The sequence below is a fragment of the Paenibacillus pasadenensis genome, from assembly GCF_002864175.1.
GTDB classification, from domain to species: domain Bacteria; phylum Bacillota; class Bacilli; order Paenibacillales; family Paenibacillaceae; genus Paenibacillus_O; species Paenibacillus_O pasadenensis.
Genome location: NZ_NFEZ01000003.1, coordinates 576,552 through 593,059, shown reverse-complemented (window position 1 = coordinate 593,059; position 16,508 = coordinate 576,552). Strand labels below are relative to the sequence as shown.

The 16,508-nt window shown below is 70.0% G+C and carries 2 protein-coding genes; both read left to right on the top strand.

Translation table 11 applies throughout. The annotated features are described in order from the left end of the window. Positions 1-29 precede the first annotated feature (29 nt). The gene (locus B8V81_RS06180) at positions 30-7,652 is read left to right on the top strand and encodes an S-layer homology domain-containing protein (protein WP_101807975.1); all 7,623 of its coding nucleotides are present in this window, start codon (positions 30-32) and stop codon (positions 7,650-7,652) included. An 82-nt stretch (positions 7,653-7,734) separates the two neighbouring features. Then, on the top strand, positions 7,735-16,476 hold the full coding sequence (locus B8V81_RS06175; protein WP_146000458.1) for a chitobiase/beta-hexosaminidase C-terminal domain-containing protein: 8,742 nt from the start codon (positions 7,735-7,737) through the stop codon (positions 16,474-16,476). Positions 16,477-16,508: the final 32 nt, after the last annotated feature.

Sequence of the window (16,508 nt, the reverse complement as noted above, 5' to 3'; positions counted from 1 at the left end):
TGATGAACGAAGGAACTGGGGGATGTTCGGTGAAGCTGCTTAAACGCGGACTGTCGTCGCTGCTGGCATTCGTGCTCGTATTTCCCGCCCTGTTCGAGAGCGGCCACGCGGTGGCCGCCGAGCTGGGCAAGAGCCGGACGACGACGATCCAGAACGACTATATCAAGGTGACGGTCGACAACGAGACGGGACGGTACGGCATCCGCACGATCGAGGGACAGCCGGTCCGCAAGCAGGACCAGAACGTGAGCCTGCTGTTCCGCGGTGACGATCCGGAGACGTCGTTCACGACGTTCCGCATCGACGGCACGGACTATATTTTCGGCAACAAATACAAGTTCGGCAGCGAGCAGTCGCGGACGACGGAGCCGACGCTCGTCGAGAAGCCGAACGGCACGAAGCAGCTGGAGATGGTCTGGTCGATGAAGGGCGTGTCGATCAAGCAGATCCTGCTGCTCTATACGGACGGCAAGGACAAGATCAACTCGGGCAACGTGAACATCCGCTACGAGGTGACGAACAGCAGCGGCGCCAAGGTGGAGGTCGGCAGCCGGATCCTGCTCGATACGATGGTCGGCGGCAACGACGGCCCGGCGTTCCAGGTCGGCACGGCGTCCAAGGCGCCGCTGCTCGTCGAGCGCCGGCTGACGCATGAGCCGGAGAAGATCGGCATTCCTCCGGAAGACGCGCCGCTGTACAAGCTGCCCGCCTACTGGGTCATGCGCGACAAGCTCGACCTCGAGAACCCGCAGGCGACGAACGTCGTCGCCTACGGCTTCAACAACGTCGCCGAGCAGAACATCAACATCGTCGACGAGATGGTCGTCGGCCATTGGAACGGCCTGGCGAACACGAAGTGGGACTATGAGGTCCATCCGAACCTCGACTTCACCCGCGACACGAACGACTACGGCAGCGCGGATTCCGCCGTGGCGTTCTACTGGAACCCGGATGCGATCGATCCGGGACGCATGCAGAGCTTCGAGACGATCTACGGCCTCGGCGAGATCGTCGCGCCGGACAAAGTGTTCTCCATCCGCTACGTCGATCCGGTGCAGCAGCTCGCTACGCTGCCGGACTCCAGCGGCTATCGCGACGAAGGCGTATTCGACATCATCGCCGAGGTCGAGAACCTGCCGTCGTACAACATGGAGCATTCGCGCCTGGAGCTGGAGATGACGCTCGAGAGCGGACTGAGCTTCGTGCAGCTCGACGAGCAGGGGAACATCAAGCGCGACGGTTCCGGCAAGCCGCTCGTCGACACCGTGAGCAGCAAGCGCGTCGAATACCGCAAGGAGGCGACGCCGGAGGAGGCCAAGCTCGGCATCCAGCCGAAGTACAAGCCCGGCGATACGGTGACGGCGACGTTCAAGGTGATGGCCAAAGGCCGGCCGTGGCCGACGACCCGCCAGTACATGCTGACGGCGCGCAGCCCGGAGACGCGCAGCAAGATCGAGGGCATCGCCGACGAGAGCATCCAGGCGCAGTACGAGTCCGTCAAGACGAACTTCATCCTGCTGCCGCCGGTCGGCCAGGCGACGCCGACGTACGTGTACGGCGTCTCGCCCAAGGAGCTGTACCGCACGGACGTCAAGTACATGACGGTCAACCTGTCCAACATCGAGGCGTACACGACCGGCGGGGGCGGCACGGAGCCGAACTTCGACCTGTTCCTGGTCGAGAAGTCGACCCGCGAGCGCTACCGGGTGCCGGTCGCCGATTCGGTGCTGCTGCAGCCGACCGACGACGGCCTGACCGGCGACATGCGCATCACCTACCGCGGCGGCGACAAGGTCGACGAGGCGGGCAGCGTGATCGAGGAAGGACTCGGTCCCGAGCTGCCGCTCGGCGAGTACGAGATCGTCATCGACTACAAGGGGACGGCCGGCGACGATCCGGACCTCGCCTCGATGTACGACATCGCGTCGGGCCAGACGATCCTCGTCACCGACAACGACGAGTCGCGCATCCGCGAGGCCGGCATCCTGGCGCTGTACAAGGAAGTCGTCGATCTGAGCGGCATCGACAACGGCGCGACGGTCGGCGAGGAGCGGCTGGAGCAGCTGAACAGCCTGTTCCCGGGCGAGCCTTTCGAGGAAGGCAGCTTCCTGTACGAGGCCGCGACGCAGTACAAGAAGACGCGCGCCCTGATCGGCGCGGCCAGCAAGGCGGTCGATCCGGAGTTCGAGCTGAGCGAGTTCGCCGACGAGGCCGCCCTCTCGGAGACGCCGCTTTACAACTATCAGATCTTCGAGAGCGAAGAGGATCTGGAGGCGTTCGAGGAGCAGGCCGAGGAGGATGAGATCGAGCGCGAGACGCTCGTCGTCGTGCGCGGCATGGTCAAGCAGGTCGGCAGCGGCGACGATCAGCAGATCATCGTCGATACGAAGACCGAGCCGGCGATCATCAACGGCGCGGTCGCCTACAGCGGCAAGGATCTCGTGCTCGTGCGCGGCAAGCTCGACATCCTCGGCATCAAGCAGCCGGAGGGACTGCCGCTGCTCGACACGCTGTTCGTCAAGGGCGACGGCACGCTGAGCGTGGCCAGCAGCGGCTTTATTTTCCACAAGGGCGAATGGACGCTCGACTTCTTCAACGGCTTCGACAAGACGCTCGGCGGGGAAGGCTTCGGCATCCCGCGCGCCGGCAGCGGCGAAGAGGAAGAAGAGGACGAGGAGGAAGAGAGCCAGGACGCCAACAAGCAGTCGGCGACGAATCCCGAGGACGACAGCCAGAACGGCAGCCTCAAATGGGCCGTCGGCGGCGTCGGCGACCGGCTCAATCCGCTTCGCCAGATCATGCTGGAGAACGTGTACTTCAACAAGCACTCGCTGTTCAGCGCTCCGAGCTTCTCGATCGACGGCTTCGGGCTGTCGCTGAACGACTTCATCCTGCGCGAGGGCGGCATCTCGTTCGGCGGCTCGATCTCGCTGAAGATCGTGAACGCGGAGATCAACAACGTCATCTTCAACGACAAGGGCTTCGTCGGCATCGACGCCAAGCTCGGCTTCGACCTCAACGAAAGCCTCGGCCTGTTCGGGCCGAAGGAGGACAAGAAGTCGGGCGAGGAAGGTCCGAAAAAGCCGAGCGGCAGCATCGGCGTCACCCACTACGTCCAGAAGGTGGACGGCATCAACAACACGTACGGCCTTGAATTCGAGGCGCAGCTCAAGAACATGACCGAGGTCGCGATCGAGTTCTCGCTCAAGCAGGTCGACGACGGGCGCATCCTGCCGGATGTGATCGCCTTCGGCACGCAGCTCAAGAGCCCCGGCATCCTCATCACCGGCGCGACGTACCTGACCGCGATCCGCGGCGCGGTGCGCGAGCTGGCCGATACGATCGCCGGCGGCACGGCGGAGGATCCGTTCCCGCTGACGATCCAGGCGGGCGTCGGCGTGCGCTTCGGCATGGCGCCGGCGTACTTCTTCGGCGACATCGACCTGACGCTCAAGCGGACGGGCATCAAGATCGAGGGCGTGATGGATTATTCCCCCGACGCCAACGCGGAAAAGGACGACCGCATCGAGATGATCACGATGGCGCTGCTGGAAGCCCAGTGGGTGACGCCGTGGTTCGTGCGCGTCCAAGCCGAGGTCGACATCGGCGGCTGGGACATCATCGTCGGCAAGGCCGGCATCTTTGTCGGCCAGAACCTGGAGAAGAACCGCACCGACTTCGAGGGCTACATCGGCTCCAAGGTGCAGATTCCGGGCTCGGTGCCGGTCGTCGGCGGCATGCCGCTGGCGAGCGTGTTCCTCGGCGTCAACAACGACAAGCTGTGGGGCAGCGTCGGCATCCTGTTCATCAGCCTCGGCATCACCTACTACTGGGGCGGAGGCGTCGAGTTCGGCACGTCGACCGACCAGCTGCCGGAGGGCCTCGCGCATCTGGTCATCGAGGATCCGGAGCGCGGACCGCGGCTGCTCGTCATCGGCTCGGGCGTGCAGGCGCTGGCCGATTCCCGCGTCGCGGCGGAGCAGGAGACGCAGGCGATCGAGTACCGCGAGATCGGAAACGGCATGAAGATCGTCGACAACGGCGACATGACGCTCGGCCTCGGCGGCATTACGGTCAAGAACGGCGGACGCGTGCATGAGATTCCGCTCGGCGGCGTCAGCGGCAACGCGATCATCGAGGTGGAGTACGACAGCAAGGAGATGCCGGCCTTCACGCTGAAGGACGGCAGCGGCAAGCCGTACCCGATCAAGTTCGACAACACGAACACCGACAAGACGGCCAACGCCTTCACGCAGGTCGTGCCTGCGAAGGACAAAGGGAAGGACGTCGACTCTCGCAAGGCTTACGTCATCGTCCCGGCGGCCAAGGCGGCCGCAGGCGGAACATGGACGCTGACCGCACAGGCGCCGGTCGAGACGAAGCTGCTGAACGTGCCGACGGCGCCGCAGCTGAGCGAGGTCGGCCTGACGGCGGATCCGGCGGACGAGAACAAGTTCGCCGCGACGTGGAAGGTCGACAACGCCAAGCCGGGCGATACGGTGAGCCTGTATTTGGCGAAGGACGCCGTGACGGATGAGGTCGAGACGCTCGCAAGCGGCGACGTCGTGCGCAAGGCCGGCGACGCGGGCATGCTGATCGCCAAGGACCTGCCGGCAGCGGCGGGACGGGCGAGCATCGACGTGAGGCGCATCGAGCTGGCGGGCGGCACGGAGGACATCCGCGGCCTGCTGCGTCAAGGCAGCTATCATGTGCGGGCGGAGCTCAAGTCGGAAAACGCCTTCGCCACGAAGACGTCGGCGCAGCGCTTCGAGCTGAAGGACCCGATGGCTCCGAACAAGGCCAGCGACGTAGCGGTGAAGCCGGCAGGCAACGGCTATTTCCATCTGTCGTTCAAGCCGGGCGCGGTCAAGAGCGGCCAGCAGGCTTACGAGCGCAGCTATGTCGTCGAAGCGTTCGAGAACGGGACGGCGTACGAGCCGTTCGGCGACGTGCTCATGACCGAAGAGGAGCTGCAGCCGTACTGGAACGCTGCGAGCGGCAAGTACGAGGGCATCCCGATCGGCGGCTGGGCGGCCGTGTCGGCTTCGGATCAGATCGATACGTCCGGACTTGGCGGCACGCAGCTGGTCGGCGAGGAGGGCAAGGAGGCGCCGAAGGTGTCCCATGCCGGACTCGAGACCGGCCGGACGTACGTCGTCGGCGTCAGCGCCTCGGCGGTGCCGACGGAAGCGGACGACAAGAACCGCAACCCGCATTACGCGGATCGGGCCGACACGGCGGCGACGCTGCTGCCGCTCGTGCAGAAGCCGCAGCTGACGCTCGGCGGCGGTCCGGTCAAGACGAGCGAGCCGGGCAAAACCTTCTGGACCTACCTGACGAGCGGCACCGAGCAGACGATCTCGCTGCATTCGGCGCAGCCGAACGTCGAGGTGGAGGCTTATGTCGGGGAGGAATACCTCGGCAAGGCGGACATGCGCAGCGAGGGCGGCATCAGCCGCGGCTCGCTCAAGCTGACCCGCTTCGCGACGGACGGCACGTTCGCCGTCGAGCTGCGGTCCCGCAACACGGCGACGGGCGACGTCTCGGTCACGATGCTGTACCTGACGGTCGATACGATCGCGCCGGTGCTGTACATCGACGAGCCGGCGACGGGAGCGCGGACGCAGGCCGGCCGGGTGCGCGTCGCCGGATCGACGACGCCGGGCGACGTGCTGACGGTCGCCGGACAGCCGGTCGAGGTCGAGGAGGACGGCCGCTTCGGCGGCGAGGTGCTGCTGCCGGAGGATGCCGGCGCGTCGGCCGAGCTGAAGTTCGTCGCCCGCGACGCGGCGGGCAATGAGAACTCGGCCGTCGTGGACGTCACGAACGACGGCTACCGCGCCCCGAGCGCGATCGTGCTGAAGCCGATCCCGACGCTCCGTCCGGGCGACAGCGTGAAGCTGCAGGCCGTGCTCCAGGTGGCGGACGGCAAGGACGGCAGCGGCAAGACGCGCTATAAGGAAGTCGCGCTGACCGAGGCCGAGCGCGAGCGCCTGACCTTGACGGTCGACGGCGACTCGGCGCTGCTCGCCGAGGACGGCACGCTGACGGCGCTTGGCGCCGGCGCGAGCCTGATTACGGCGGAGTACCGCGTGTCGGACGGCATGACGCTGCAAGCGATGGCGGTCGCCGAGGCGAAGCTGCCGCAGCCGACCTCGCTCGGCGCGCTCGGAGCCGAGGCAGAGGCGGTGCTCGGCGCGACGGACAAGACGCGCGTCGTCGTGACCGATGCCGGCGACATGACGGGGCAGCAGCTCGCGTACCGCGTCTATAGCGCGGGAGCGAAGCTGCCAGCCTTCCAGGAGGACCTGTCGTCCTGGAGCCTGCTGCCGGCGGACGGCATCGTCGCGGCGAAATACGGCGACACCGTCGTCGTGGCGAAGCGCTTGTCCAGCGGCAAGCTGGCGATGGCGGCGAAGCTGATGCCGGCGAGCATCTGGATGATGATGCCGGGCGGCTTCGGCTTCGGAGGAGGCGGCGGAGCTCCTGCGGGCGACAAGCCGCAGGCGAGCGTGAACGGGGCGGCGATCGAAGCCGCCTGGGAAGGCAAGACGGCGCTGATCCGTCTGGACGGCTCTGTCCTGGAGGGCGGCGTCGCGGCGGATCTGACGCTCCGCTCGGCCGAGGCGGGAGCCGAAGGCTACCGCGTCACGGTGGAGCGGGCGCTTGCGGACAAGCTCGCCGCGGCGGGCAAGACGCTGCGCATCGAGCTGCCGATGGCGAGCCTCGCGCTCGGAGCGCCGCAGCTGCGCGGCGGCAACAACGATCTCGTGCTGGCGTTCGGCTTGAACGACAGCGGAGAGCGGACGCTGCTGGATGCGGCGGCCGCGGCCCAAGGCTTCCGGCTGCTCGGAGGCGGCGCAGGCACCAAGCTGCAGCTCGGCCTCGCGCCGGCAGGCTGGAAGCCGGCGCCAAGCGCGACGCTGCCGCTGCCGGAAGGCGTCTCGTCGAAGGACGTGACAGCGGTGCTGCTCCGCGCGGCGGACGGCAGCTGGACGCCGCTGCCGTGGAAGCCGGCCGCCGGCGGCTCGGCCGCCCTGGTGCGGCTGACCGGCTCGGGCAGCGTGTACTACGCGGCGAGCACGCGGACGTTCACGGACGTCGCGCCGCTGTTCTGGGCGGCGGACAGCATCCGCCAGGCTTCGGCCCGGATGCTCGTCCTCGGCCAATCCGCGGACAAGTTCGCGCCGAACGCCAAGGTGACGAGGGCCGAGTATCCGACGATCCTGCTGCGCGCGGCAGGCTACATGAACGAGCCGGCCGCGGCGGTCCGCTTCGGCGACGTGCCGGCGGACAGCTGGTACGCCCGCACGGTCGGCATCGCAGTCGGCCTCGGCCTGGCGAGCGGCAAGAGCGCGGAGCGCTACGATCCGAACGCGGCGCTGACGCGGCTCGAGGCGATGGCCATGGCCGGCAGGCTGATGGCGATCGCGCAGCCGGGAGCGCAGCTTGAGGAAGCGGAGATCGCGCGCGTGCTGGGCGCCTTCGCCGACGTCAAGGCGATCCCGGACTGGGCGCGCGGCCCGGTTGCGGCCGCCGTCAAGGCGGGGCTCATTCAAGGCATCGACGGCAGCATCCGTCCGGGCGATCCGCTGACCCGCAGCCAGGCGGCTGCGATCGCGGTCCGGGCGAGCGACTGGATGAATTCATAACCGGCCGGCAGGCGAGCCCGCATCATGCTTCAGGCGTGATGCGGGTTGTCTGCTAAGAACGGATCTAAGTGGGGGGCAGGACATGAAGGCAAGGAAAAGATATCGGACCTGGAAGATGGCGGCGCTCGGCGCCGCCATCCTCGCCGGGGCCGCCGGCGGCACGGCCATGCTGGCCGGAGCCGGAGCCCAGACCTGGGACGGCTCCGCGGATACGAGCTGGTTCGACGCGACCTACACGACGTTCAAGATCGACACGCCGGCCAAGCTGGCGGGCATCGCCAAGCTCGTCAACGGCGAGAACGGCGAGAACGGCGTGGACGGCCTGAAGGGCAAGATTTTGGAGGTCGACCGGAGCCTCGACCTGTCGGCGTACGACTGGCTGCCGATCGGCACGGAATCCCATCCGTTCAAGGGCACGCTGATCGCCAAGGACGGAGCGATGTTCGGCATTTCCGGCATGCGCGTTCCGGCCGCCATTCCTTATCAGGGACTGGTCGGCAACATGGACGGCGGCACGGTCGGCGGCTTCCGCTTCGAGGCGGACGGCGAGATCGACGTCACCGTGGCCGGCAACGTCTACGCGGGCTCGGCCGTGGGCAAGATGATCGGCTACAGCATCGTCTACGATATCGAGAACGAGCTTGCGATCGAGGCCGAGAGCGGCAGCGGCGTCGCCTATGCGGGCGGCATCGTCGGCTCGGGCTCGGGCCAGGTGTCCAATGCGCTCAACGAGGCGCCTGTCACCGTGGCGGGCTCCACCTACGCCGGCGGTCTGGTCGGACATGTGTCCGAGGGCGGCCTGACGCTGAAAAAGGCGGCCAATGACGGGGCGGTCTCCGCGAGCGGCGGAGCCGCGAGCGAGCTGTACGCCGGCGGTCTGACCGGCCTGACGGCAGGGGCGCTCGACATGCAGGGCGAGAGCACGCCGATCCGCAACGGCGGCGCCGTGACGGTGACGGGCGGCCGGCTCGCGCATGCGGGCGGCCTCGCCGGGCATTACGGCTCGCCGGTGACGTTCTCGGCCGATACGGCGAACAGCGGCGAGGTCAGCGTGACGTCGCCGGATGCGGAGGAGAGCTACGCCGGCGGCGTGGCGGGCTCGATCGGCGGCGTCCTGCCGGACGCCTCTGTCGCGCTGCGCCAGACGGCCGCGGTCCATCATGCCGGCGGCGAACGCGTCTACTCCGGCACGATCGCCGGCTTCGTCGGCCCTGCGCTGACCTGGTCCAAAGGCTTCGAGCAGGCGATTCCGATCGCCGCCGAGGGCAAGGACGTTTATGTCGGCGGCCTGTTCGGCTATGCGGCGCAAGGCGTCAGCCTGACCGACGATGCGCCTGCGGCGTATGTCTCGGCGGCCGCCGTCGAGGCGCAAGGCACGGGCGCGGTATACGCCGGCGGCATCGTCGGCTACAACGGCGGCGGCCTGATCCGCCATGCGTCGTTCAAGAGCGGCCTGACGGCCGACACGGCCGGCGACAGCGCCGTTTATGCCGGCGGCATCGCCGGTTATCTGGCGGCGGGAGCCGAGATCAGCGGCTCCGCTGCCGGCGGCACGGCGGCCCAGCCGCTCGCGATCGTCGCCGAAGGCGAGCTGGGCGGCATCGCCGGCCATTCCGACGGCACGATCTCCGCTTCGTCGGCTTCCTGGCTGACGCTGCGGGCGCAGCGCTCCGGCAGCGCGGCCGGCGGCATCGCCGGCGCCGCCTCCGGCACGATTGCAGACGCTCGCGCCGGCGATCCGTCTGCGTCCGATTCGGCGAGCCTTCGCTTCGAGACGGCGATCGCTTCGCCGGCGGGCGGACGCGACGACTTCGCTGCCGGCGGCCTGATCGGCCGCGGCATCGGCGAGCTGACGGTGAGCGGCAGCCGGGTCGACCGGGTATCCGCCGCTCTGCCCGCGGGCATGACGGGAGTCGCGTTCGGCGGCGCGGCCGGCCGGATCGACGGCGCGGCCGTGCTCGGCACCTCGGCGCAGCCGCTGGCGGTCCGCGCGGTCACGCTGGAGGCGCAGGCCGACGAAGCCGCGCTTGGCGGCGGCATCGGCCGGCTTGACGGCACCGCTCAGGCGAGCCTGCTCGTATCCGGCTTCGAGGTCGACTCTTCCGGCGCCCGCGCCCGCATCGGCGGCATCGCCGGCGAGAACGCCGGCAGCCTGAGCGGCGGCGCGGCCGAGGCGGTCACGATCCGCTCGACCGGCGCGGACGCGCGGCTCGGCGGCGCGTCCGGCCTCAGCCGCGGCTCGATCCTCGGCGCCGCGGCGCGCAGCGTCGCGCTTGCGGCCGAAGGCTCCGGCGCGGAAGCGGGCGGACTCGTCGGCCGGCTGGAGGGCTCGGCGGACAGCCGCGCCACGCTGACCGACTCGAAGCTTGAGGGCGGCGAGTCGCCGACGGCAGCGGCGACGGCGGCGGGAGCGCGCATCGGCGGCATCGCCGGCTACGCCGTCCATGCCGATCTCATCCGTCCGGCGGCGCTCGCAGAAGCGCCGAACTACGTCGCGCTAACGCTGAGCGCGCCCGGCATCGAGGCCGGCGGCTTGGCCGGCCGCGCGGACAGCAGCCGGATCGAGGGCGATCTGCAGCGGGTGAACATGCAGAACCTGCTCCTGACCGCATCGGCGGACGCCTCGCAGGCGAAGGCCGGCGGCCTGGTCGGCAGCAGCGTCGAGACGACGCTGCGCGGCCTCGTCGGCAGCGGCGCGAACTTGCTGCTGAGCGGTCCGGATTCGGCGGCGGGCGGCCTGGCGGGCACGCTCAAAGGCGGCGAGGCGGCTGCGATCGTCGATACGGTGTTCGGCGGCATGCAGCTGAAGGCCAACGCCTCCGCAAGCGGCAGCTTCGTCGGCGGCATGGCGGCACGGCTGGAGGCGCGCGCGAGCGACCCGGCAGCCGCTCCGGCCAGCTCGAGCGGCATCATCGTCAACAGCCGCGTAGCCGGCAGCGTGCAGGCGCTCGCGCCGGGCATGACGGTCGGCGGCCTCGTCGGCGAGAACGCCAGCCTGATCGCCAACGTCAGCGTGACGGACAAGATTCCGGTTTCCTCCAAAGGCGCGAACGCCGTCGTCGGCGGCTTCGTCGGCCGCAACGCGGCGACGGGCACGCTCTACTACACGTACACGAACGCCAATCTGACGATCGAGGGCCAGGGAACGCTGGCCGGCGGGCTCGTCGGCGACAACGCCGGCCGCATCCTCGCTTCCTATACGGATCTTGATCTGACGAGCAAAGCCTACGGCACGTCCGGCCAGCCGGTGTTCCTCGGCGGCCTCGCCGGCCGCAGCTCCGGCACGGTCGAGCAGTCGTACGCCGCCTCCAAGGTGACGGCTTCCGGCGCCTATGCGCAGGCCGGCGGCCTGCTCGGCGAGCTTGCGGGCGGCTCGGTCAAAAACGCCTACAGCGCCAAGAGCGTGACGGCTTCGGGCAGCGGCTCGTATGCCGGCGGCTTCGCCGGACGGATCGTCTCCGGCCGCATCTCGTCGAGCTATTCCGCCGCCGAGGTGTCGGCGAGCGGGACGGCGCTGGCGGGCGGCTTCGCCGGCCGCTACGACAACGCGAGCAAGGAGCTGCTGTACAAGAGCTATTACATCAAGGACGAAAAGCTCAACCTGAACAAGGATCTGCCGGACTTCGCCGACGGCGAGTACCGCTGGCTGAGCGTGCTCGGCCGCCTGAGCACGATCCTGTCGTCGACGCTGTCGGACCGCTCGGAGTTTCCGGCGCTGTCGGGCTGGGATTTTGCCGCCGCCTGGAAATACGGCTCGCTCGGCGCCCAGTACCAGTATCCGGAAGTGAACCGCGCGGCCAGCAGCGGCGGCGGGGAAGAGGGCACGGGCGGCAACGTCAACGCCAACCTCAACTGGTACTTGCGCGACAAGGACGCGACGACGTTCCAGATCGGCACGGAGGCCGAGCTGGCAGGTCTGGCGGCCATCGTCAACGGCACGCTTGTCGGCGTCGAGCCGTTCAGCTTCGCCGGCCGCACGATCGAGATCAAAGGTCCGATCCATGTGCAGTCCGCCCAGTGGAGCCCGATCGGCGTCAGCGAGGCGCTGGCGTTCCAGGGCGAGCTGCTCGGCGGCGGCCATCTGATCGACGGCTATGCCGTCAGCGGCGAGGTTCCGTTCGGAGGCTTGTTCGGCGTCATCGGCGCGGACGGCTCGGCGAGCGGCCTCGCGCTGGAGCCGAAGGAAGCGCGCGGCTCCTCGTATGCCGGAGCGCTGGCCGGCCTCAACTACGGCCGCATCGCGGACATCGCGCTGAAGCTGCCGGCGGGAGCGTCCGTCTCCGGCGGCGTCGCCGGCGGCATCGTCGGCCGCAGCGAAGGCGCGGCGGAGGGCCTGCGGGCCGAGCTCGCCGGCGGCCGCGTCGAGAGCGCGGCGGCGGGCGGAGCGGCCGGCGGCATCGCCGGCGAGAACGTCTCCGCGATCGCGGCCGGCAGCTGGAGCCTGACGACATCGGGCGAAGCGGCAAGCCGCATCGCGGCAAGCGGCGACGATGCGGCGGCGGGCGGCCTGGCGGGACGCCAGAGCGGGACTTCCTCGGCGCTGAAGCTGGAGCTGACGCGGCTTGCGGTCGAAGCTTCCGGCGTCGGCTCCGCGGCGGGCGGCCTGTTCGGCTCCTATTCGGACGGCGACGCCTCGGAGCTTTCCGTCTCGTTCGGCGAGGCGGTCTCCGTGAGCGCCGGCGCGGACGATGCGGCGGCGGGCGGCCTGATCGGCCGCTCGGCAGCCGGCAACGGCCTCGGCGGCCTGAAGGTCGAGGCGGCTCCGTCCGCGCTCGGCGTAACCGGCGGCGGCTCTGCCGGCGGCTTGATCGGCGAAAAGACGGGCCGCGGCATCGCGGCCTGGGACATGCGTGACGCTTCGGTCCAAGGACTGGCCGTAAAAGCTCCGGCCGGCTCGGACGAGGCGGCGGTCGGCGGCCTGATCGGCCGAGCGGACCAGACGGCGCTTGGCGGCGTCAAGGCCGGCTTCGCGTCGCTGGATGCGCGCGGAGAGGCCGTCTATGCCGGAGGCATCGTCGGCCGCGCGACGGAGACGACGATCCAGGACGCCGAGGCGTCCGGACCGATCGCCGCCGCGCTCGACGCCGGCTCCGCCGGCGCGCTGGCGGCTGGCGGCATCGCCGGCGAGCTGAGCGCATCGGACCGCGATGCGGGACTGCGCTTCGGCGACCTCTATCCGCTGTACCGCGGCCTGTATCAGGCAGAGTACGAAGGCCAGCTGAACGTGGCGGCCGCAGGCGGCGAATCCGCGCTGCATGCGGGCGGCCTCGTCGGCGCGCTGCGCGGCGCCTCGATCTATGACTCGCAGAGCCGCGCGCATATCGCCGCCGGCTCGGCGGGCGAGCTCGACGCGGGCGGCATCGCCGGCTTCAGCAGCGGCATCCTCGTCCATGCCGATGCGTTCGGCGGCATCGACGCCTCCGGCAGCGGCGTCTACCGCGTCGGCGGCCTTGTCGGCCGCGCGCTGGACGGCGAGATCCACTACAGCCGCGCCGTCGCCGCCGGCGGAGCGCGGATCGCGGTCGGCACGGCGCTGACGATCGGGGAAAATCTCCCGGCGACGTTTGTCGGCGGCGCGCTCGGCCAGGGCGACCGTCTCGTCGTCGCCCGCAGCTCCGCGTCGATCCCGGTCGACGCGGCGGACGGCAACATCGACACGACGCTGTATGCCGGCGGCTTCGCCGGACAGCTCGGCGAGAACGGCGCGGGCAGCGGCTCGATCCGCTACGCCTATGCGGACGGCGCGGTGACGGCTGCCGGCAAGCGCGGCTCCTACGCGGGCGGCTTCGCCGGCTCCATCAACCGCTTCGCCGTCGAGGACAGCTATGCGTCCGGCTCGGTCAGCAACACCGGCCAGGACACGCGTACCGGCGGCTTCGCGGCCGCCGTCGAGCGCAGCGGCAGCGTGCTTCGCTCCCATGCGCTGCAGGAGCGCGTCGCCACGACCGGCCTCGCCGGCACGACCCGCTCGTATACGGGCGGCTTCGCCGGCTACAACGACGGCAAGATCGAGCAGGCGTACGCGTCCGCGATCGAGCTGGCCGTCAGCGCCAAGGGCACGGACACGCATAAAGGCGCGCTCGTCGGCTACAACTTCCGCGACGGCCGCATCGCCTCGTCCGCCTACAGCGGCAGCGGCGCGGCGGTAGGACGCAATGCAGGCGCGGCGGCTTCGGCCGAGGCCGTGCCGGCGCGCGATCCGCGTCCGGCGGGCAGCTGGGCGGCGACGTACGATCCGTCCGTCCTGCGCCTGTCCGCAGACGGCGAGATCGCGATCGGCAGCCGCGCGCAGCTGGACGGCTACGTTCGACTGAGCAACGACACCGGCGCCGCCTACTTCAAGCTGTTCGACCGCGCGGCCACGGCTTCGCCGCTCGGCTCCGGCGACAAGCTGCGGCTGACGGCGGACATCGACCTGTCCGCGTTCGGCTGGACGCCGCTGCAAGCCTTTGACGGCGAGCTGGCCGGCGACGGCCATCGGCTGATCGGCCTGCGCGCCGACGGCGGCACCGGCGACGCGGCGTTCGCGCTCGTGAGCCGCGGCCTCATCGCCGACCTGCAGCTCGTCGGCGCGAGCGTGCAGGCCGGCCGCCATGCCGGCCTCGTCGCCGCGATCAACGCGGACGGCGGCGAGATCCGCGGCGTCACGGCCGAGGGCAAGGCCAGCGGCGGCGCTGGCGCGGGCCTCATCGCCGGCGTCAACGAATCGGGCGGCATCCTCCGCGACGTCACGGCCGAGGGCTCGGCGAGCGGCGCCGACGCGGGCCTCGTCGCCGGCATCAACGCGGCCGGCGGCGACATTCGCGGCGCGACGGCCGAAGGCTCGGCCAGCGGCCGCCTGAGCGCCGGCCTCATCGCCGGCGACAATGCCGGCCTCATCGCCGAGTCCGGCTCTGCCGGCCTCGCGAAAAGCGAAGCCAGCGCCGGCGGCCTCGTCGGCCTCAACGCCAAAGGCGGCGTCATCGAGCGCTCGTACAGCGCGGCCGATGCGTCGTCTCAAGGCTCCGAAGCCGCAGCCGGCGGCGCGGCCGGACGCAACGACGGCCGCATCTCCGACACGCTGGCGTCCGGACGGACGACGGCGGACGGCACGGCGCTCGCTTGGGCGGGCGGCCTCGCCGGCCGCAGCGCAGGCGCCGTCGAGCGCTCCGTCGCGGGCGGCGAAGCGGTCGCTTCGATCCAGGGCGCGCTCGTGCCGGGACGCAGCTTCTTCGGCGGCATCGCCGGGCAGCTGGCGGACGGCGGCACGATCGCGGACGCCTCGTTCCAGCGGCAGCTGGTCAAGCGCGGCGTCGCTTATTACGACGCTGCAGGCATCATCCGCACGGAGGGCGGCCTTGACGGCGCGGCGCTGACGAGCGGCACGCTTCCGTCCGGCCTGTCCGGCGGCGTCTGGCGCGCAGCGGCCGGCTTCTATCCGGCGCCGTCCGACAGCCCGCTCGCCCGCCTGGCGGCCGCGGCCGTCATGCCGGCGGCCGGCGATACGATCAACCGCCTGACGGCAGGCTTCGGCCTCAGCCGGGCGGACGGCCTCCTTTGGAGCGCCGATCCGTCGCTCGTCCAGCTCCAGTCCGGCTCCGGCCGGCTGCTGGCCGGCGGCGTCGCCGAGCTCGAAGCCTCGCTGGGCGGCTTCGTCCGTACGATGGTCCTGAACGCGCCGGAGCTGCGCTGGCCGCAGGCCGCAGCCGCTCCGCAAGTCGTCTCGGGCGATCGGGAGTTCACGGAGAAGGTCGAGATCGTCCTCTCCGCCGAGCCGGGAGCCGTCATCCATTACACGCTTGACGGCAGCGAGCCGAGCGAGCAATCGGCCGTCTACTCTTCGCCGATCCCGCTCAAGGCGACGACGACGCTGAAGGCGATCGCAGTCGTGCTCGGCAAGGAGCACAGCCCGGCGCTGAGCGGCGAGTGGAAGCTGCAGCCGCCTCCATCGCCGTCGGGCGGAGGAGGGTTCTTCTTCCCGGCGCCGAGCCCGTCTCCGACGCCTGAGCCCAAGCCTGCCGTCGAATCGAACATCGGCAAGCCGGCGATCGGCGACGAGCAGCCCGCCGCCGTGCGCGCGCCGCGCGGCAGCATCCTGCGCCTGACCGCGCCGGAGGGCAAGTGGATCCGCTATACGACCGACGGCAGCGACCCGACGGAGTCCAGCCCGCGCTTCACCGGCGAGCTGGTGCTGAACCGCTCCGTGACGGTGAAAGCGCTCGTCGAAGGCGACAAGCGCATCCTGACGTACAAGTTCGACGTCGGCGCCGCGCAGTACAGCCTGCGCAAGGATGCCTCGACCGTGCGCTACGCTTCCGGCTATGCCGACGGCAAGTTCAAGCCGGACGCGGCGATGAGCCGCTACGAGCTGATCGAAGCGCTTGCGCCGCTGCTTGACCGCGAGGAGGGCGAGCTGTACAACGCCTTCCCGGACAAGTCGGGACGCAGCGACCAGCTCGTCGCCTTCTTCGCCTCCGCCGGCATCGTCGGCGGCTATCCGGACGGCACGTTCGGCGGCGACCGCGGCCTGACGCGCGCGGAGTTCGCTGTCATCGCCGCGCGGGCGCTCCAGATCAGCGTCGACGGCGATGCCGTGCCGAAGCAGAAGGATGCGCGCAAGCACTGGGCGTCGGGCTTCATCGCCGCCCTGACCGATGCGGGTTATATCCAGGGCTTCCCGGACGGCAGCTTCCGTCCGAACAGCCCGCTCACCCGCGCGCAGGCGATCTCGCTGCTGAACCGCATGGCCGGCACGGCCAAGCGCGCGGACGCCGAGCCGCTGTATGGCGACGTGCCGCCGAGCCACTGGGCGTACGCCGACATCATGGCCGCAACCCGCGACTGAGCCGTCCGTCCGGCCAGGCATGATTTCCGATC